Below are 18,136 nucleotides of genomic sequence, written 5' to 3'. Positions count from 1 at the left end.
AAAAAGCAATACAGTCAACCACGCTTGCCCGCAAATGCCGTCCTGCCGCATGGCGGCATTCGGGTCGCAGGCAGGAGCGAAGAGCACTTTTATGCAAGACGCTTGTCGTTGCGGACGCTAGGATCGTTGCATGCATACGATCTCGCAGGAACAAGCCCTTGATGTCATGCCGCTGGAAGGCGCGGAGCGGACCCGATTCTGGCGGGACACCCGATTCGACGGCATGGAGTGTCTGACCGCGACTTTCATCACGCATGAGTTTGCACCGCACGCGCATGACACGTTCAGTATCGGCGCGATCGAGGCGGGCTCGCAGATCAGCAAGATCAGGGGCGAACGGTCGCAGGCGGGACCCGGCGACTTCTACCTCATCAACCCGGACGAGATCCACGACGGCCACCCGGGCGGCGGCGGTTATCGCTACCGCATGGTCTATCCGAGCACCGAGCTTCTGGTGAATATCCTGGAAGACGTCACCGGGCGCCCGTTCAAGGGAACGCCCTCATTCTCGAAACGGATGCTGCGCGACCCGGATCTGGCTCAATCGTTCTATCACGCACACAAAGCGCTGGAGCAGGCGACGGGTGCGCTGGAGGCCGAAGAACGCATGTTTGGCGTCCTGGCCACCATGTTCGAACGGCACGGCAGTTCGATCATCGTGCCGGTCGAAACAAGGGAACAGTCCGCGGTGCAACGGGCGCGCGACTATCTGACCGAGAATTATGCCGAAGACATTGGCCTCGACGAACTGGCAAAGGTCGCGGGCCTCAGCCGTGCCCATCTGATCCGGGCCTTCCGGCGACAGTACCACATTACGCCGCATGCCTTCCTCACCGACAAGCGGGTCCGGGCGGCAAAGACGCTGCTGCGGCATGGCTGGTCGGCGGTCGATACCGCCTATCAATGCGGCTTTGCCGATCAGGCGCATTTTACCCGGCACTTCAAGGCCCGAACCGGAGTGACACCCGGCGCCTTCCGCGCCGGATGATCACTTTCGTTCAATACGCCCCGCTAAACTGCGCCTAGGTGTGCACCGGTCATGATTGATCGGGAGACAAGGGCATTGAGCGATACGGGATTCCTTCCAGATTTTAGAGCCGGGGCCATGGCGATGGCGCCGCTGATCGTGGCGGTCATGCCGATCGGGCTTGTCTTCGGCGCGGTTGCTGCCGGCAAGGGTCTTTCGGGGGTTGAGGTGACGTTGATGAGTGCGCTGGTTTTTGCCGGTGGCTCGCAATTCGTGGCCATGGATATCTGGACGCATCCGGCCTCCTGGGCAGCACTCGCGTTTTCGGCCCTGCTCGTCAATGTCAGGCATGTGCTGATGAGCGCGTCGCTCGGCGCCAAGCTGCAAGGGTTCTCAGGCCCGGCGAAATACGCCTCGATGCTTTTGCTCGCCGACGAGATATGGGCGATGGCGGAGATGAGGGCGAAGGAAGGCAAGCTCACGCCTGCGTGGTTCGCAGGGCTGGCCGTGCCCTTCTATCTCGTCTGGGTGACGACGAGCCTTACCGGCGCCTTGCTGGGCGCCTTCCTCGGCGATCCCAAGGTGACGGGGCTCGATTTTGCCTTTCCCGCGGTCTTCATCGTCCTGGTGATGAGCTTCTGGAAGGGGCGCGAGACCGGAGCGGTGCTGGCCGCCAGTGCCGCCGCTGCGGTGCTGACGCACCATTTCCTTCCTGGCGTCTGGTATATCGCTGCCGGTGCCGCCGCCGGGGTTGCGGTCGCGCTTCTCGGCCGCCGGCGCGAGGAGGCGCACGCATGACAGTCGATCCGCACACGTTTCTCGCCATCCTCGCGATGGCAATTGCCACCATCGCCACCCGCATCGGCGGGCTGGTGCTCATTCGGTTCGTGACGATCGGGGAGACGCAGAGGCGCGCCCTTGAGGCAATCCCGCCAGCCGTGTTGATGGCGGTGATTGCGCCGACGGCGCTGGTCACCGGGCCGGCGGAAACGATTGCGACCGTGGTCACGGCGCTGGTCGCCATGCGCCTGCCGCTGCTCGCAGCCGTCGCGGCCGGCGTTGTCACCGTGGCCATCCTCAGAATGGTTTTGGGGGCGTAAAGACGCCCCCAAAGCTTGCTCAGTGTTCTTCGTACTGGGTGAAGGACGGATCGGCCAGATCGGTAAAGCGGGTGAATTCCGACTGGAAGGCAAGCTTGACGGTGCCGGTCGGTCCGTGACGCTGCTTGGCGATGATCACGTCGGCCGTGCCCTTCACCTGCTCCATCTTCATCTTCCACTCGTCGTACTTTGGGTCGAACTCGTCGCGCGGCTCGAGGTTCTTCACGTAATATTCTTCACGGAACACGAAGAGCACGACGTCGGCGTCCTGCTCGATCGAGCCCGATTCACGAAGGTCGGAGAGCTGGGGCCGCTTGTCTTCGCGGCTTTCTACCTGACGGGAGAGCTGTGACAGCGCGATGATCGGCACGTTCAGCTCCTTGCCGAGCGCCTTCAGGCCGGTGGTGATCTGGGTGATTTCCTGCACGCGGTTGTCGCTCGACTTGCCCGAGCCGGTCATGAGCTGGATGTAGTCGACGACCAGGCAATCAAGGCCGCGCTGGCGCTTCAGGCGGCGGGCACGGGCTGAGAGCTGGGCAATCGAGATGCCACCGGTCTGGTCGATGAACAGCGGCACTTTCTGCATCATCTGCGAGCAGGCGACGAGCTTCTCGAAATCGGCTTCGGAGATGTCGCCGCGGCGGATCTTCGAGGAGGAAACCTCGGTCTGCTCGGAAATGATACGGGTGGCCAGCTGTTCGGATGACATTTCGAGCGAGTAGAAGCCGACGACGCCGCCGTTCTTCGCCTTGAACGAACCGTCGGCCTGGACCTCCGGATCATAGGCGGCAGCGATGTTGTAGGCGATGTTGGTGGCGAGCGAGGTCTTGCCCATGCCGGGGCGTCCTGCAAGCACGATCAAGTCCGAGCGCTGCAGACCGCCCATGCGGGCATCGAGCGAAAGGATGCCGGTCGAAATGCCCGACAGGCTGCCGTCGCGTTCGAAAGCCTGGCCGGCCATGTCGATGGCAAGCGCCACCGCGTCGTTGAAGGACTGGAAGCCGCCGTCGTAACGGCCGGTTTCGGCAAGCTCGAATAGCCGCCGCTCCGCGTCTTCGATCTGGCCCTGCGGCGGCATGTCGAGCGGAGCGTCGAAAGCGATGTTGACCATGTCCTCGCCGATGGTGATCAGCGAACGCCGCAGCGCCAGGTCATAGATGGCGCGGCCATAGTCTTCCGCATTGATGATCGAGACGGCGCCGGCGGCAAGGCGCGCGAGATACTGCGCGACCGTCAGGTCGCCGACCTTGTCGTCTGCCTTGAGAAAGGTCTTGATCGTCACCGGGTTGGCGGTCTTGCCCATGCGGATGATATCGCCGGCAACCTCGTAGATGCGGCGGTGCAACGGTTCGAACAGGTGGACCGGCTTCAGAAAGTCGGAGACGCGGTAGAACGCATCGTTGTTGACGAGGATCGCGCCGAGCAGCGCCTGTTCGGCTTCAAGGTTGTTCGGCGCCTCGCGGTAGTGCTGGTCCGACTGGTCCTTGCCGATAGGGGCTAGCTTTCGCGCTGCGTCGTTCATGGTCGTTCGTCTCTGCCTTTTCTGGTGTGCACCCGGTTTGATCTCTGCGTCCATGCCGGTCAAGTGCAGCAGTGCCACAGTCGCTGGCCATGTGCTGCGACCCGTTGCCTTTGCCCGTTGTTCGACTGATCCACAGGCTGGCGTCACAAAAGTGCGAAAAATAATGCCCGCTTGAAAAACGACGTTGACGCTGCGAATCGCTGCGACCCGCGACGGCCTCAATTCTAGCGCCGTTTGCCGCTGCGCTCAAAACGGCATCTTGAAAAGAGCCGCTGGATGGATTAGATAGTCACAATATAATTAGCATGCTACTAATATGGAAAAGGTACTATGTATCAGCCGACCGTGAATCGCGAATTGTTCGACGCCCTGGCGATGGTCAATCGCAAGCTGCGGGCGGTGTTCGATGCCCGCGTCAAGGAACGCGGACTGACCCTGTCACGGGCAAGGGCGCTGTTTGCGCTAACGAAGAAGGATGGCTTGAACCAGCGGGAACTGGCCGACGAACTCGATATCGAGACGCCGACGATCGTGCGCCTGCTGGATGGCATGGAAAAGCAGGGCTTTATCGAGCGTCGGGTTGAGGCCTCGGACCGCCGGGCCAAGCAGGTCCACATGACCGAGCTTGGCCGCACGATCGCCGACGAGATCCTCAGGCTTGCCGATGAGATCCGGGCAGAGGTGCTGCTGGGTGTCGACGCTGACGAGGTCGCGGCCGCGCTGAAGGTGGTCCGCACCATCGCCGACAACGTTCAATCGCTCGCCAAGGAATGATGGTGATGAGTGCCGCCGCGAGCGCTGCAGCCAACGACAACAGGGCCGCCGTCGTCGAAGGCGAGGCGGAGGCGCCCGTAGGCGCAGACGAAGTCTCCCGCTTCCCGGCGCCGAGCGTTGCAACGCCGCCCACGCCGCAGCCGATGAGTGTTGCCAGGTCATCGACCTACGTGGTCTGTTCGGCGCTCTTGTTCCTGACCCAGGGCCTGGGCATGAACCTGGCGCTGGCCAATCTTACCCAGCTTCAGGGGTCTCTTTCGGCCACCTCGATCGAGGCCGCCTGGCTCTCGGCGGCCTATATGGCGCCGAATGTTTCGCTGTCCATCGCGCTGGTCAAGATCCGTGCGCAATACGGGCTGCGCCGTTTCGCCGAAATCGGCATCCTCGGCTTCGTGATCGTTTCGTTGATGAACGTCTTTGTTTCCGATCTGCATTCGGCGATCGTCGTTCGCTTCATCAGCGGCATTGCGGCTGCCCCCATGTCGACGCTCGGCTTCCTCTATATGCTGGAGGCCTTCCCGCCGGCGCGCAAATTGACGGTCGGACTCGCCCTGGCGCTGACATGCACAACGATCTCGGCGCCGATCACCCGGCTGATCTCGCCGACGCTGATCGAGTATGGGCAGTGGCATGCGCTCTATACGCTCGAGATGGCGCTGGCGCTGATGGCCTTGCCAATCATTTATCTCATGCCACTGACGCCGGTGCCGCATGCGAAGGTGATCCAGCGAACGGATATCCTCAGCTACCTGCTGGTCGCCGTCGGCTTCGGTTGCATTGCCATCGTGCTGACGATGGGGCGGCTATACTGGTGGTTCGAGGCGCCATGGCTCGGCGTGCTCCTGGCCATCGCGGTCGTGACCCTGACCGGCGTGGTGCTGATCGAACTCAATCGCGAACTGCCGCTGATCGACGTTCGCTGGCTCGCCTCCAGGGAAATCCTGCACTTTACCGCGGTGCTGCTGGTCTTCCGTCTGGTTGCCTCCGAGCAGTCGGCGATTGCGGCAAATTTTTATCAGCTGCTCGGGTTGCAGTTCGAACAGGTCGCAACGCTTTGCTGGGTCATTCTTGGCGCATCGATCGCCGGCGGCATGCTCTGCGCCGCACTCATGAAGCCGGATCACGCACCGTTCGTGCATGTCCTGGCATTGAGCCTCCTGGCAGCCGGCGCCTATATCGACAGCCAGGCGACCAATCTGACGCGACCGGCGCAGATGTATATGAGCCAGGCGATGATCGCCGCCGGAACCGCGCTTTTCCTGCCGCCTGCCATGGCCAGCGGCTTCAAGGCGGCGCTGATGAAGGGGCCGAACTACATTCTCAGCTTCATCGTCATCTTCCTCTTTACCCAAAGCATCGGCGGCCTGATCGGTACGGCTGCCTTCGGCAGCTTCGTTACCTTGCGTGAGAAGTTTCACTCCAATGTACTGGCCGAGCAGGTCGTGATGTCGAACCCGCTCATCGCCCAGCGCATCAGTCAACTGGCTGCCGCCTATCGCCGCGTGATCGGCGACAGGGCCCTGCTGGACGGCGAGGGCGTCGCGCTGCTTGGACAGCAGGTCACCCGAGAGGCGAACATTCTTGCCTACAACGACGCCTTTCTGCTGGCGTCGGTCATCGCGCTTTGCGCCTTGGCCGGCCTGCTGGCGCATATCCTTTACAAGCGGATTGCGGGGCGCCTTGTGCCTCCCGCAGCTGCGCTCACGTCTTGACGAACAGAGTTACCACCATGCTGAAATTCTTGCGCTCACCCACGACAATCATCGTTTTGCTCGCCGGCCTCTCCGGGCTGACCCTGGTTCTCTATGCCTGGCGGCTGCCGCCGTTCCACAGTTCCGTGGAGATGACCGAAAACGCTTATGTCAGGGGCTACCTGACGATCATGAGTCCGCAACTGTCAGGTTATGTCGCCGAGGTTCCGGTGCACGACTACGAGGAGGTCAAGGCCGGCCAGTTGCTGGTCAAGATCGATGACCGAATCTACGCCCAGAAGCTGGCGCAGGCTGAGGCTGCACTTGCCGCCCAGAAGGCATCGCTTGCCAATTCACGGCAGCAGGAGTTGTCGGCCAAGGCGGGTATCGCCGCAAGTGAAGCGCAATTGGACAGTGCGAAAGCGGCGCTCAACAGAGCGGAGGCATCCTGGGGCAGAATCCGGCCGCTGGCGGAAAAGGGCATCTCGACCCGCAGCGATGCGGACCAGTCGAAAGCCGCATTCGAGCAAGCGATAGCAGCCGTCAATCAGGCGGAGGCCGGCCTGGAGGTCTCGCGGCAGGCGCTGGCGACGACGCTCGGCGCCCGCGCCGGCCTTCAGGCAGCCGTTGCCGGCGCCGAGGCTGCCGTCGAACTGGCGCGGATCGATCTGGACAACACCCGCATCGTCGCCCCCCGCGATGGCAAGCTCGGCGAGATCGGCGCACGCCTCGGCCAATACGTCACGCCCGGCTCGCAACTTCTGTTCGTCGTGCCGCACGACGTGTGGGTGCTGGCGAATTTCAAGGAAACGCAGCTCGATGGCATGAAGGCAGGCCAGCCGGTGACCATTTCCGTCGATGCACTGCAAAAGAGCATGCTGACCGGGCATATCGAGCGTTTCTCGCCGGCCGCCGGCTCCGAGTTCAGCATCATCCGCCCTGATAATGCCACCGGCAATTTCACCAAGGTCGCCCAGCGCGTTGGTGTGCGGATCGCGGTCGATCCCGGCCAACCGCTTGCCGATCTGCTGTCGCCCGGTCTTTCCGTCGTCGTGCGCGTCGACAAGAACGCCGCGCCCGTGGCCGAGCCTGCCCATAGCTGAAGCCAAGTCGGCGCAAAAGAAAAAGCCCGGATCCTGGGATCCGGGCTCTCTCAATCAGAACGGCCAGTAAGGCTTATTCTTCTTCGCCGTCGAAGTCGGCTTCCGGGTTGAAGAAGTCTTCCGGCTTCAGCGCGTCTTCGTCAACGCCGTAGATGGCGTCGGCCGAGGTCAGGCTTTCGCCCTTGGACTGGCGCTCAGCTTCTTCAGCCGAACGGGCAACGTTGACTTCAACTGCGATTTCGACTTCCGAATGCAGGTGCAGCGTAACGTTGTGCAGGCCGATCGACTTGATCGGGTGGTTCAGGTCGACCTGGTTGCGGCCGATGTTGAAGCCGGCGGCAGCCAGAACTTCGATAACGTCGCGAGCAGCAACCGAACCGTAGAGCTGGCCGGTTTCGCCAGCCGAGCGCACGATGATGAAGGACTTGCCTTCGAGCTTCTCGGCAACCTTCTGGGCTTCCGACTTGCGCTCGAGGTTACGGGCTTCGAGCGTCGAGCGCTCGGCTTCAAAGCGGGTCTTGTTGGCAGCGTTGGCGCGCAGTGCCTTGCCGAGCGGCAGCAGGTAGTTGCGTGCGAAGCCGTCGCGAACCTTTACGGTTTCGCCCATCTGGCCGAGCTTTGCGATACGTTCGAGAAGAATGACTTCCATGATCTTGTCCTTTCAGAGTTCAGGTTTGGTGAGGTCAGTTTTTTCCCACCGGGGTGACCGCGATGGTGCGTCGCGTATCGGTCAGTCCCGTCAGGAGGAAGAAGATTGCCGGGATCGTGAACACGAGCACCGACAGGTATGCGATCCACAACACGGGAAGCCGCCAGGACTTGCCGCGCGTGCGGAAGTGGAAGGATGCGAAACCGGCAAGCAGGAAGCCCGCGCCGAAGGTTCCGCAGATGAGCGCGCCGATCGTCGCCGGAGCGCCGCCCAGAAAGGTCAGGACCAGCCCGCCGAGAAAAATGAAGATCGCATTGCGGTGCATGCGCAGCGTCGACGGAATGTCTTCGCGCGGGCGCAACGACTTGCCCGACATCTGCACGATGCGGGTGGCGATGTAGTAGGCGGTAAACAGCATCACCACCCAGACGGCGCCCTGGATGAGCGGGAGGGCCAGCGTGAAGATCGACTTGATCTGCGCAATCGCCGCGGCGTCGGGGTTGTAGAGGGGTTCCTGGGCCTTCACCGCCTCGATGACAATGTCGACCATGCGGTCGGACACGCCTGAATCATATCCGACGATGATGCCGACGATGATCATGCCGGCAGTTACCAGGCCGGCGAGGTGGCTGAGAATGTCGGAAAGCGGGTACCAGGCAAGCGCACCATCAGGGCCGCCGAGCTCGGTTGCTGGGCGCGCCAGATTGGCGAGATGGCTGAGCCACCCGGCCGGGATGAGCGTCACGACGAGGATCAGCAGCGCGAACTGGGGTGAAATCAGAGCGGCAGCGGTCGCGCCGGCGCTGATGATGGCGGTGATCGCGGCTGCATTGCCCCAGCCGAGGCCGGCAATAAGAATGGGAAGCGCCGAAGCGGCATAGAGAACGATCGTAAGCGACGACTGCGTGTTCGCGCCCATCGACAGGAGGGCAGCGGTAACGCCGGCGAGAGCGCCGGTCAGCAGCGATGTCTTGTTCACGGTGTTCACGGTCGCTGTCCTGCTTCGTGCAGTTAGGGGATGGCCAAGGGTCAGCCCCAACATGGGATTTCCGTGTGTTTCCACACGAGGGTTCCGATCCGCGCCCAACGCGGAAGGGAGAGGGCAAGGCGTCACGTAAAGGGAGCGCCTTGCCTCAGAGTCGGTTTCCGTTGAGTCAGGCGACCAACGGAAGGTCAGCCGTTGTTACGAAACGACGTAAGGCAGCAGGCCGAGGAAGCGGGCGCGCTTGATCGCCTGGGCGAGTTCGCGCTGCTTCTTCTGGGAAACGGCCGTGATGCGGGAAGGAACGATCTTGCCGCGCTCGGAAATGTAGCGCTGCAGCAGACGGATGTCCTTGTAGTCGATCCGCGGAGCGTTTGCGCCCGAGAAGGGGCAGGTCTTGCGGCGACGGTGGAACGGGCGACGAACCGGAGCGGAAGAAACTTCAGCCATTGTCTTTAATCTCCTAAAGTTTCTTGATTAAGCGCGGTCTTCGCGCGGACGACGCGGGCGGTCTTCGCGGTCGCCACGGTCCGGACGCGGACCACGGTCGCCGAAGCCACGCTCCGGACGGTCGCCATCGCGGCGCGGACGGTCGTCGCGGTCGCGCTTCTGCATCATGGCAGACGGGCCTTCTTCGTGCTTCTCGACGGCGATCGTCATGTAGCGCAGGACGTCTTCGTTGATGCGCATCTGACGCTCGATTTCGTGAACAGCGGCTGCCGGAGCATCGATGTCCATGAGAACGTAGTGAGCCTTGCGGTTCTTCTTGATGCGGTAGGTGAGGGACTTGAGGCCCCAGTTCTCGACGCGACCGACCTTGCCGCCGTTTGCTTCGAGGACGCCCTTGTACTGCTCGACGAGACCGTCGACCTGCTGCGGCGTGATGTCCTGGCGGGCCAGGAATACGTGTTCATAAAGAGCCATTGTGGCTTACCTTTCTTGCGTTAATCAGCCCGGACATCGGCGGCTAAGCCTCAACGACTGTTCTTAGTGGCTGACACGCAGCCGGCAAGAAAGTGTTGTATCGAGACGGTCGAGAGCGGAGACACGGGAGGCCGGAAAGACTTGCAATCCTAACGGCTCCCCTCGAGGAAGCCGGCCCTCCGTTCAGCCACCAGCCAGAAGACCGGGCATTTCGAACAGCGCGCTTATACGCATATTTCAGCGAAAGGCAAGGCTTGGCCGGTCTTTTCGCCCGGTTTTGCCTTTCAAGCAGTTCCCGCGGTCTTCTTCCACTTGCGCAAACGCCCGCGGGCATTGGCATAGGGTGAGGACGTGTTGAACTGGATCATGCGGCCAAGCGGCCATTTGCCGTACCAGGGCTGACCGTAGAGTGCTCGGTCATCGCGCGCCTCGATCAGGGCGACCAATCGATCCTTGCTGGCTGCGAGGCGCGACAGGCGTTCGGCGGGTGGAAGCGCCTGGTAGTCATTATAGAATTTCTGCGCGAGCCGGCCGAGTTCGTTCCACTTGTATCCCGTCTCCGGAAAATCGACCGGCAGGCCTTGCTCGTCCCGTTCGATCCACTTGATCACCAGTTCGCCCCAGCCGATGAGGTAGGCGACGAGGTCGCCCACACTCATCATCGTGCCCTTGGCATGCCCATCGAGCGAAGGCTCGGCGAATCGCTCCGGTGCTATGCCGTCGAGTTCGCGGCGGAGTTTGGCGAACTCCGTCTGGATGGCGAAGAGCAGTTCCGCTTTCGTCTGGGGCACGGACATGGGCTGTTTCGCGCTCAGATCGGCATGGGATAGAGTCGGTGCAGGCGGCGAATGCCGTTCATGACGTCCTGCGACAGCGTCATTCCGGCCGCACCGAGATCCGTCTTCAACTGTTCCATCGAGGTTGCGCCGATGATGGCGGAAGCCATGAACGGGCGGGAGAGGCAGAAGGCGATCGCCAGCTGCGAGGGGTCGATCCCATGCTCGCGGGCCAGCGCCACATAGCCGGCGACGGCCGGCTCCTGGTGCGGCGTGAAGCGGCCGCCGAGATCGCCGTTGATCGCAAGCCGCGAGCCGGTCGGCCTGATGCCGTCGAGGTACTTGCCGGTCAACAGGCCGGCTGCGAGCGGCGAATAGGCGAGAAGCCCTACGTCCTCGTGATGCGAAAGCTCGGCGAGATCGAGGTCGTAGGCTCTGTAGAGAAGATTGTATTCGTTCTGGATCGAGGCGACGCGTGGCAGGCCGTGGCGTTCGGCCATGTCGATGAGCTTCATCGTGCCCCAGGCGGTGTCGTTCGAGAGACCGATTGCCCGCACCTTGCCGGCTTTCACCACGTCACCGAGCTTTTCGAGGATCGCCTGGAGGTCGGCCGCTACATGGGCCTTGTTCTGTTTGGCGGGCTCGTAGGACCAGGCATTGCGGAAATGGTAGTGACCGCGGTTCGGCCAATGGATCTGGTAGAGGTCGATGTAATCCGTCTTCAGCCGCTTGAGGCTGGCGTCGACCGCTTCATCGATGCCCTCGGGGGTGATCGGGCCGCCATTGCGAATATAAGGTCGCCCGGAGCCGGCAACCTTGGTGGCGACCACGACGTCGTCGCGACGGCCGCGTTTGGCCAGCCACTCGCCGATGAAGCGCTCGGTATCGCCATAGGTTTCGGCCGAAAGCGGCGTCGTTGGGTAGAGTTCAGCAGTGTCGATGAAGTTCACACCCTTGTCGAAGGCGTAGTCGAGTTGTTCGTGCGCCTCGGCTTCGGAGTTCTGCGAGCCCCAGGTCATTGTGCCCAGGCAGATTTCGGAAACCTTGATGTCGGTCCGGCCAAGCGTGTTGTAACGCATTGCGTGATGGTCCTTATGGATGGCGGGTCTCGACCCAGGACGAAGGGTGCCCGCGATAGAAAAGGGTGAAGGCCGCAAGCCCAGGGGAGGTTGAACGGGCAGGGCGGCGATGCGCGGCAAACTTACGCCTTGATTGGCGAAGATCAAGGGCAAAAGGCCGCCTGAAGCCCGCAAAGCCGGGCCTGCGCGCTTGACTCACCGTTCAGGAATGTGAATGGAGAGGAAAACTAGGGAAGGGACAATCCCATGAGTATTGCATTCACGTTCCCGGGCCAGGGCAGCCAGGCTGTCGGTATGGGCAAGGATCTGGCGGACGCGTTTCCGGAAGCAGCGGCGGTGTTTGCCGAGGTTGACGACGCGCTCGGCGAGAAGCTCTCCGAGGTCATGTGGAACGGCCCCGAGGAAACGCTGACACTGACGGCCAACGCCCAACCGGCGCTGATGGCCGTGTCGATGGCGGTGATCCGTGTGCTGGAAGCCAAGGGCCTCGATCTGAAGAGCAAGGTCTCGTTCGTGGCCGGCCATTCGCTCGGCGAGTATTCGGCGCTCTGTGCCGCCGGAACCTTCTCGATTGCCGACACGGCGCGCCTCCTGCGCATCCGCGGCAATGCCATGCAGGCGGCCGTTCCCGTCGGCAAGGGTGCGATGGCGGCGATCATCGGTCTTGAGCATGCGGATGTCGATGCCATCTGCCGCGAAGCCTCCGCTCTCGGCTCCTGCCAGATCGCCAATGACAATGGTGGCGGTCAGCTGGTAATCTCCGGCGAGAAGGCGGCCGTCGAAAAGGCTGCGGCACTTGCGTCGGAGAAGGGCGCCAAGCGCGCCCTGATGCTGCCGGTTTCGGCTCCTTTCCATTCGAGCCTGATGGCGCCCGCGGCCGATGCGATGCGCGAGGCGCTTGCCAAGGTTGAGAAGCACAATCCGTCCGTCCCCGTCATCGCCAACGTCCTGGCCGCTCCGGTCAGTGACGCCGAAGAGATTGCGCGCCTTCTGGTCGAGCAGGTGACGGGCCAGGTTCGCTGGCGCGAGACGGTGGAGTGGTTCGCCGCCAACAACGTCACGACGCTTTATGAAGTGGGTTCCGGCAAGGTTCTCACCGGGCTTGCCCGCCGGATCGACAAGTCCGTCACCGGCATTACAGTCAACACGCCTGCCGATATCGACACCGCGCTCTCGGCGCTTCTGGCCTGAGTGCTCCAGTTATAAGGAATCAATCCGATGTTCGATCTTTCCGGCCGTAAGGCTCTTGTAACCGGTGCATCCGGTGGTATCGGCGAAGAAATCGCCCGCATGCTGCACGCCCAGGGCGCAATCGTCGGCCTTCATGGCACGCGCGTCGAAAAGCTTGAGGCGCTTGCCAACGAACTCGGCGAACGCGTCCAGCTGTTCCCGGCCAACCTTTCCGATCGCGCCGAAGTCAAGGCGCTGGGCGAGAAGGCCGAGGCTGAACTGGGCGGCGTCGACATCCTCGTGAACAATGCCGGCATCACCAAGGATGGTCTTTTCGTTCGCATGAGCGACGAGGACTGGGACAATGTGCTGGAGGTCAATCTGACCGCCGTGTTCCGCCTGACCCGCGAGCTGACCCATCCGATGATGCGCCGCCGCTTCGGCCGCATCGTCAACATCACCTCGATCGTCGGCGTCACCGGCAACCCCGGCCAGGCAAACTACTGTGCGTCGAAGGCCGGCATGATCGGCTTTTCGAAGTCGCTCGCTCAGGAAATCGCGACCCGCAACGTCACCGTCAACTGCGTTGCGCCCGGCTTCATCGAGAGCGCCATGACCGGCAAGCTGAACGACAAGCAGAAGGACGCCATCATGGGAGCGATCCCGATGCGACGCATGGGAACCGGCGCCGAGATTGCGTCTGCCGTCGCCTATCTCGCTTCGAACGAAGCAGGCTACGTTACCGGCCAGACGATTCACGTCAACGGTGGCATGGCAATGATCTGACGTGGTGTCCGGGGCCCTGCATTGCGCGCGCACCAACAGGCGCGTTTTCTGCCTGCAATGCTCCGGTATATCACCTGCCAAATGCCTGAAATTCAATGTTGAGCAAGCGATTGTCAGGCATTTTCGCACTTTGCGGCAGACCTAAACCGTGTTAATCGGGCCATGACTGTTAGCAGTCGACCGGCCCCGCCAGGTGTCCGGCAGCCTTGGCTGCCTTGGGTTTGCCGCGGTTCTGGTTGGATGGATTGCCCGTTGGACCGTCTTGGTCTATCAGGCGTATTGAGAGTACCGGTGCCAGAAAGGCGCCCAGAGAAACGAAGGTCGAGGAACTCCGACATGAGCGATATCGCAGAACGCGTAAAGAAAATTGTTATTGATCATCTTGGCGTCGACGCCGAAAAGGTCAGCGAAGGCGCAAGCTTTATCGATGACCTCGGCGCGGACTCGCTCGACACCGTCGAACTGGTCATGGCATTCGAAGAAGAATTCGGCGTCGAAATCCCGGATGATGCCGCGGATTCGATCCTGACTGTCGGCGACGCCGTCAAGTTCATCGAAAAGGCCCAGGCCTAATATTTCACGGCCAAGCCGTAGACGGGCCGCGTTCAGCGGCCCGTACCAGCCCAGGGGAAGTGGGCTGTCCCGTGCTGAGCGCGGGTTCTCGATCAGCAATGCGGTCCGGCATTTCCCTCTGATCGTTGCTACAAGAACTTAAAATGGATGCACGGATCGGGTTCGTCACACGTGGTCCGATCCGGCTCTGAAATTGAACAGTCAGGGTGGGTCGCGGACTATGAGACGTGTCGTTATCACCGGTACCGGCATGGTATCTCCTTTGGGTTGCGGAACCGAGGCAACTTGGGCGCGCCTGATCGCGGGCGACAATGCTGCGCGCAGGGTCACGGAATTCGAAGTCGAAGATCTGCCCGCGAAAATTGCGTGCCGCCTTCCATTCGGCGATGGCTCGAACAACACCTTCAATGCCGATGACTGGATGGAGCCGAAGGAACAGCGCAAGGTTGACCCCTTCATTGTCTACGCGATGGCCGCTGCCGACATGGCGCTGGCCGACGCCGGCTGGAAACCCGAAAACGACGAAGACCAGATTGCAACCGGCGTCCTGATCGGTTCGGGCATTGGTGGTCTCGAAGGCATTGTCGAAGGTGGCTATACGCTGCGCGACAAGGGCCCTCGACGCATTTCGCCCTTCTTCATTCCCGGCCGCCTGATCAACCTTGCCTCGGGCCAGGTTTCGATCCGCCACAAGCTGCGCGGTCCCAATCACTCTGTCGTCACCGCCTGCTCGACCGGCGCGCATGCTATCGGCGACGCGATGCGCCTTATTGCGCTCGGCGACGCCGACGTCATGGTGGCCGGTGGTGCGGAATCGCCGATCTGCCGTATCTCGCTTGCGGGCTTTGCCGCCTGCAAGGCGCTGTCGACACAGCACAATGATGATCCGCAAAGGGCATCGCGTCCCTATGATGTCGATCGCGACGGTTTCGTCATGGGCGAAGGCGCCGGCATCGTGATCCTGGAAGAACTGGAACATGCCAAGGCGCGCGGCGCGAAGATCTATGCCGAAGTCGTCGGCTACGGCCTTTCCGGCGACGCCTATCACATCACGGCGCCGTCCGAAGATGGCGATGGTGCCTATCGCTGCATGCAGATGGCGCTGAAGCGCGCCGGATTGACGGCGGCCGACGTCGACTACATCAACGCCCACGGCACCTCGACCATGGCCGACACGATCGAGCTTGGTGCAGTCGAGCGGCTTGTCGGCGAACATGCCTCGAAGATTTCCATGTCGTCGACCAAGTCGGCAATCGGCCACCTGCTGGGTGCTGCCGGTGCGGTCGAAGCGATCTTTTCGGTGCTGGCGATCCGCGACAACATCGCGCCGCCGACGCTGAACCTCGACAATCCCTCCGTCGAGACCAAGATCGACCTGGTGCCGCATGTTGCCCGTAAGCGCGAGATCAATGTCGCTCTGTCGAACTCCTTCGGCTTCGGCGGTACAAACGCTTCGCTGGTTTTGCGCCGCTATACCGGCACTTGATAATGCCGAGCTTATCAACGGGGCGATGTTCATCACAGCCCCGTTGATCCTGCTTTTGCCGCATTGCTCGCTACAAGCATGTAGCAGGAGGACGTGCCGCCTTTTTGTAGGGGGATTGGCACTGCCTGACGGCTATGTTCGCGCAAGGCACATCTGACAGTCTGTTGTATCGCTATTGCCGCGCGCATGCTGGCTGTCGTCGAGCGAAAAAATGCCGTTGACTGGCGGGTGCGCCGAAACCATTTATTCCACTGCCGGCCCCAAGGGCTGGCTGCGGCTCAAACGTTTTGATTTATACCTGCCACGGTCCAGGCCGAAATTCGCACCGCGGCAGCTAGAATGAGGATGCGAATTTCGGGTTCGGGACAATCGTGAGCGACTCAAACGAGAACGGCGCGGCGCAATTCGGCCGCAGTGACACCGGGAACAACGGGCCGATCATTCCGAAATCGGCCAGCGAAGCCTTGCGGCCCGAGAAGGCACCGCAGCCGCCGAAGCGTTCGCGCAAGGCGCGCAGCCAGGTTGTCATCTTCCTGAATTTCGTCATGACCGTTATCGTTTTCGCCGCACTCGCCGCGGCCGGCGCGGTCTACTACGCCATGCACCAATACGAGAAGGCAGGCCCGCTCGAAGCCAACAAGAACTTCATCGTCAGAAGCGGCGCCGGTATCAGCGAGATCGCCAGCGGTCTCGAGCGTGGCAACATCATCACCGATGGCCGCGTCTTCAGGTTCGTCTCTGAGGCTTACCTCGACAACGACACGCTCAAAGCAGGCGAATACGAGATCAAGGCCGGGTCCTCGATGCAGGAGATCATGCAACTGCTGAAATCCGGCAAGTCCATTCTCTACTCCGTGTCGCTGCCCGAAGGACTGACCGTCAAGCAGATGTTCAGCCGGTTGTCCGGTGACGAGGTTCTTGTCGGCGATCTGCCAAAGGAACTGCCTGTCGAGGGTTCGTTGAAGCCGGACACCTATAAATTTACCCGCGGCACCAAGCGTGTGGAAATCGTGCAGCAGATGGCGGCCGCCCAGAAGGCATTGGTCGACCAGATCTGGGAGAAGCGCGATCCGAACCTTCCGGTCTCGACCGTCGAGGAGTTCGTCACGCTTGCTTCGATTGTGGAAAAGGAAACCGGGCGTGCCGACGAACGTCCACGCGTTGCCTCCGTCTTCATCAACCGGCTGGACAAGGGCATGCGCCTGCAGTCCGACCCGACCATCATCTACGGCATTTTCGGCGGCGACGGGAAACCGGCGGACCGGCCGATCCTGAAGTCGGATCTCGACAAGAATACGCCCTACAACACCTACATCATCAAGGGTCTGCCGCCGACGCCGATCGCCAATCCAGGTCGCGCAGCACTTGAAGCCGTTGCCAATCCTTCCCGCACACCGGAGCTCTACTTCGTTGCCGACGGCACGGGCGGCCACGTTTTTGCCGTCACATTGGATGAACACAACGCCAATGTTCGCCGCTGGCGCAAGGTAGAAGCCGAAAAGGCAGCTGAAGCGGCAAAGGCCGCCGAGGACGCAGCAACTGCGGCGCAGCCTCAGTAACAACAGCCTTGCATTGTGGACGGACTTACCACGGCGCGGATATCCCTTGCGGGATACCGCGCCGTCGCCTTATTGCTTCTCCAGAAAATGCAACGGAGGTGAGGATGCCGCTCCAATCGATGACCGGCTTCGCCCGGAGAGAAGGCAGCAGCGGTCGCCATCGCTGGGCTTGGGAATTGCGCTCCGTCAACGGCAAGGGCCTTGATGTCAGACTACGCTTGCCGCAAGGGCTTGAGCGGTTCGAGCCGGGCGTACGCCGGCTTGCTGCGGAGTTCTTTTCCCGAGGCAATCTGCAGGTCAGTCTGTCCGTCAGCGGAGCGGAGAACGTTGTTGAGGCGGTGGTGAACCAGGCGGCACTGACAGCGGTCCTGGGCCTGCGTGAGCAACTCGGCGACCTCGTCGACCCCGCGCCGCTGAAGTTCGACACGCTGCTGGCAATTCGGGGCATCGTCGACTTCCGCGAACCCGAGGAGAGCGAAGCGCAACGTGCCGCCCTCGACGACGATATCATGACCGGACTCAAGCTCGCTCTGAACGATCTGCGCGATATGCGCGAGGAAGAGGGCGGTGCGCTCTGTCAGATCCTGCTGGGGCAGGTCGAGACCATCGAGACGCTGACGGCAACGGTCGAAACCGATCCTTCGCGCAGCCCGGCGGCAATTGCCGAAAAGCTGGCGCAGCAGGTGGCGCTGGTGGTGGGCAACGGCTCTTCGCTCGATCGCGACAGGCTGTATGCCGAAGTGGCACTGCTCGCCACCAAGGCCGATCTGAGAGAGGAGCTGGACAGGCTTGGCTCTCATGTTGTCGCCGCCCGCGACCTCTTGTCGAAAGGCGGGCCGGTCGGCCGCAAGCTTGATTTCCTGGCACAGGAATTTAACCGGGAATCGAATACGATCTGTTCCAAGTCGAATGCGGCTGCGGTCTCTGCCGCAGGCATCGAGTTGAAAGTTGTGATCGATCAGTTCCGCGAACAGGTTCAGAATCTGGAGTAACGC

Annotated in this window: 19 protein-coding genes; 12 read left to right on the top strand and 7 right to left on the bottom strand. The window is 61.8% G+C overall.

Features of this window, described 5'->3' with window-relative positions; translation table 11 throughout:
• The first annotated feature begins 130 nt into the window (after window positions 1–130).
• The 3 genes from AC07UR_RS23550 (at window position 131) to AC07UR_RS23540 (ending at window position 2,067) form a co-directional block, all read left to right on the top strand.
• Complete coding sequence (locus tag AC07UR_RS23550; protein WP_494700202.1) at window positions 131–988, top strand: AraC family ligand binding domain-containing protein; 858 nt, start codon at window positions 131–133, stop codon at window positions 986–988.
• A gap of 123 nt (window positions 989–1,111) precedes the next feature.
• The gene (locus AC07UR_RS23545) at window positions 1,112–1,765 is read left to right on the top strand and encodes an AzlC family ABC transporter permease (RefSeq protein ID WP_209791290.1); all 654 of its coding nucleotides are present in this window, start codon (window positions 1,112–1,114) and stop codon (window positions 1,763–1,765) included.
• Window positions 1,762–2,067, top strand: a complete 306-nt coding sequence (locus tag AC07UR_RS23540) for an AzlD family protein (protein ID WP_209791170.1) — start codon at window positions 1,762–1,764, stop codon at window positions 2,065–2,067. The genes AC07UR_RS23545 and AC07UR_RS23540 overlap by 4 nt, the downstream gene beginning before the upstream one ends.
• Window positions 2,068–2,086: 19 nt before the next feature.
• Here AC07UR_RS23540 and AC07UR_RS23535 read toward each other — a convergent pair whose 3' ends face one another.
• On the bottom strand, window positions 2,087–3,589 hold the full coding sequence (locus tag AC07UR_RS23535; protein WP_115420622.1) for a replicative DNA helicase: 1,503 nt from the start codon (window positions 3,587–3,589) through the stop codon (window positions 2,087–2,089).
• Window positions 3,590–3,919: 330 nt separating this feature from the next.
• Between AC07UR_RS23535 and AC07UR_RS23530 the strand changes: the two genes are divergently transcribed.
• The 3 genes from AC07UR_RS23530 (at window position 3,920) to AC07UR_RS23520 (ending at window position 7,157) form a co-directional block, all read left to right on the top strand.
• The gene (locus AC07UR_RS23530) at window positions 3,920–4,363 is read left to right on the top strand and encodes a MarR family winged helix-turn-helix transcriptional regulator (RefSeq protein ID WP_173419555.1); all 444 of its coding nucleotides are present in this window, start codon (window positions 3,920–3,922) and stop codon (window positions 4,361–4,363) included.
• 143 nt (window positions 4,364–4,506) lie between these two features.
• The gene (locus tag AC07UR_RS23525; RefSeq protein WP_209791291.1) at window positions 4,507–6,075 is read left to right on the top strand and encodes an MFS transporter; all 1,569 of its coding nucleotides are present in this window, start codon (window positions 4,507–4,509) and stop codon (window positions 6,073–6,075) included.
• A gap of 17 nt (window positions 6,076–6,092) precedes the next feature.
• A complete protein-coding gene (locus tag AC07UR_RS23520) occupies window positions 6,093–7,157 on the top strand; it encodes an HlyD family secretion protein (protein WP_209791171.1) in 1,065 nt (354 codons plus the stop codon).
• Between the two features lie 73 nt (window positions 7,158–7,230).
• Here AC07UR_RS23520 and rplI read toward each other — a convergent pair whose 3' ends face one another.
• The 6 genes from rplI to AC07UR_RS23490 all read right to left on the bottom strand — a co-directional run bounded on the left by rplI (window position 7,231) and on the right by AC07UR_RS23490 (window position 11,567).
• Entirely contained in the window at window positions 7,231–7,806 is a 576-nt protein-coding gene (gene rplI, locus AC07UR_RS23515) for a 50S ribosomal protein L9 (RefSeq protein WP_173419557.1), read from the bottom strand.
• A gap of 34 nt (window positions 7,807–7,840) precedes the next feature.
• Window positions 7,841–8,794, bottom strand: coding sequence for a DUF2232 domain-containing protein (locus tag AC07UR_RS23510; RefSeq protein WP_209791172.1), 954 nt, complete (start codon window positions 8,792–8,794; stop codon window positions 7,841–7,843).
• A 195-nt stretch (window positions 8,795–8,989) separates the two neighbouring features.
• Window positions 8,990–9,238: a 30S ribosomal protein S18 gene (rpsR, locus tag AC07UR_RS23505; RefSeq protein ID WP_025426448.1), complete on the bottom strand. Its 249-nt coding sequence runs from the start codon at window positions 9,236–9,238 to the stop codon at window positions 8,990–8,992.
• A gap of 27 nt (window positions 9,239–9,265) precedes the next feature.
• Window positions 9,266–9,712 (bottom strand): 30S ribosomal protein S6, encoded by a 447-nt coding sequence (gene rpsF, locus AC07UR_RS23500; RefSeq protein ID WP_025426449.1) that lies wholly within the window; start codon window positions 9,710–9,712, stop codon window positions 9,266–9,268.
• 284 nt (window positions 9,713–9,996) lie between these two features.
• On the bottom strand, window positions 9,997–10,509 hold the full coding sequence (locus AC07UR_RS23495; RefSeq protein ID WP_209791173.1) for a ClbS/DfsB family four-helix bundle protein: 513 nt from the start codon (window positions 10,507–10,509) through the stop codon (window positions 9,997–9,999).
• Between the two features lie 14 nt (window positions 10,510–10,523).
• Entirely contained in the window at window positions 10,524–11,567 is a 1,044-nt protein-coding gene (locus AC07UR_RS23490) for an aldo/keto reductase (RefSeq protein ID WP_173419560.1), read from the bottom strand.
• Between the two features lie 246 nt (window positions 11,568–11,813).
• Between AC07UR_RS23490 and fabD the strand changes: the two genes are divergently transcribed.
• The 6 genes from fabD to AC07UR_RS23460 all read left to right on the top strand — a co-directional run bounded on the left by fabD (window position 11,814) and on the right by AC07UR_RS23460 (window position 18,133).
• Window positions 11,814–12,758: an ACP S-malonyltransferase gene (gene fabD / locus AC07UR_RS23485; protein ID WP_209791174.1), complete on the top strand. Its 945-nt coding sequence runs from the start codon at window positions 11,814–11,816 to the stop codon at window positions 12,756–12,758.
• Window positions 12,759–12,785: 27 nt separating this feature from the next.
• Window positions 12,786–13,523 carry a 3-oxoacyl-[acyl-carrier-protein] reductase gene (fabG, locus tag AC07UR_RS23480; RefSeq protein ID WP_077498685.1) on the top strand — a complete coding sequence of 246 codons (738 nt, stop codon included), beginning with the start codon at window positions 12,786–12,788 and terminating at the stop codon, window positions 13,521–13,523.
• Window positions 13,524–13,859: 336 nt separating this feature from the next.
• A complete protein-coding gene (locus tag AC07UR_RS23475) occupies window positions 13,860–14,096 on the top strand; it encodes an acyl carrier protein (RefSeq protein ID WP_003531676.1) in 237 nt (78 codons plus the stop codon).
• 220 nt (window positions 14,097–14,316) lie between these two features.
• Window positions 14,317–15,582, top strand: coding sequence for a beta-ketoacyl-ACP synthase II (gene fabF, locus AC07UR_RS23470; protein WP_173419563.1), 1,266 nt, complete (start codon window positions 14,317–14,319; stop codon window positions 15,580–15,582).
• 371 nt (window positions 15,583–15,953) lie between these two features.
• Window positions 15,954–17,141, top strand: coding sequence for an endolytic transglycosylase MltG (mltG, locus tag AC07UR_RS23465; RefSeq protein WP_209791175.1), 1,188 nt, complete (start codon window positions 15,954–15,956; stop codon window positions 17,139–17,141).
• Between the two features lie 104 nt (window positions 17,142–17,245).
• Entirely contained in the window at window positions 17,246–18,133 is an 888-nt protein-coding gene (locus AC07UR_RS23460) for a YicC/YloC family endoribonuclease (RefSeq protein WP_209791292.1), read from the top strand.
• Window positions 18,134–18,136 lie beyond the last annotated feature (3 nt).

The sequence above is a fragment of the Ensifer sp. GW821-FHT05G01 genome, assembly GCF_059419585.1.
The sequence above is the reverse complement of the archived record's forward strand: the minus strand, read 5'-3'. Positions and strand labels throughout refer to the sequence as shown.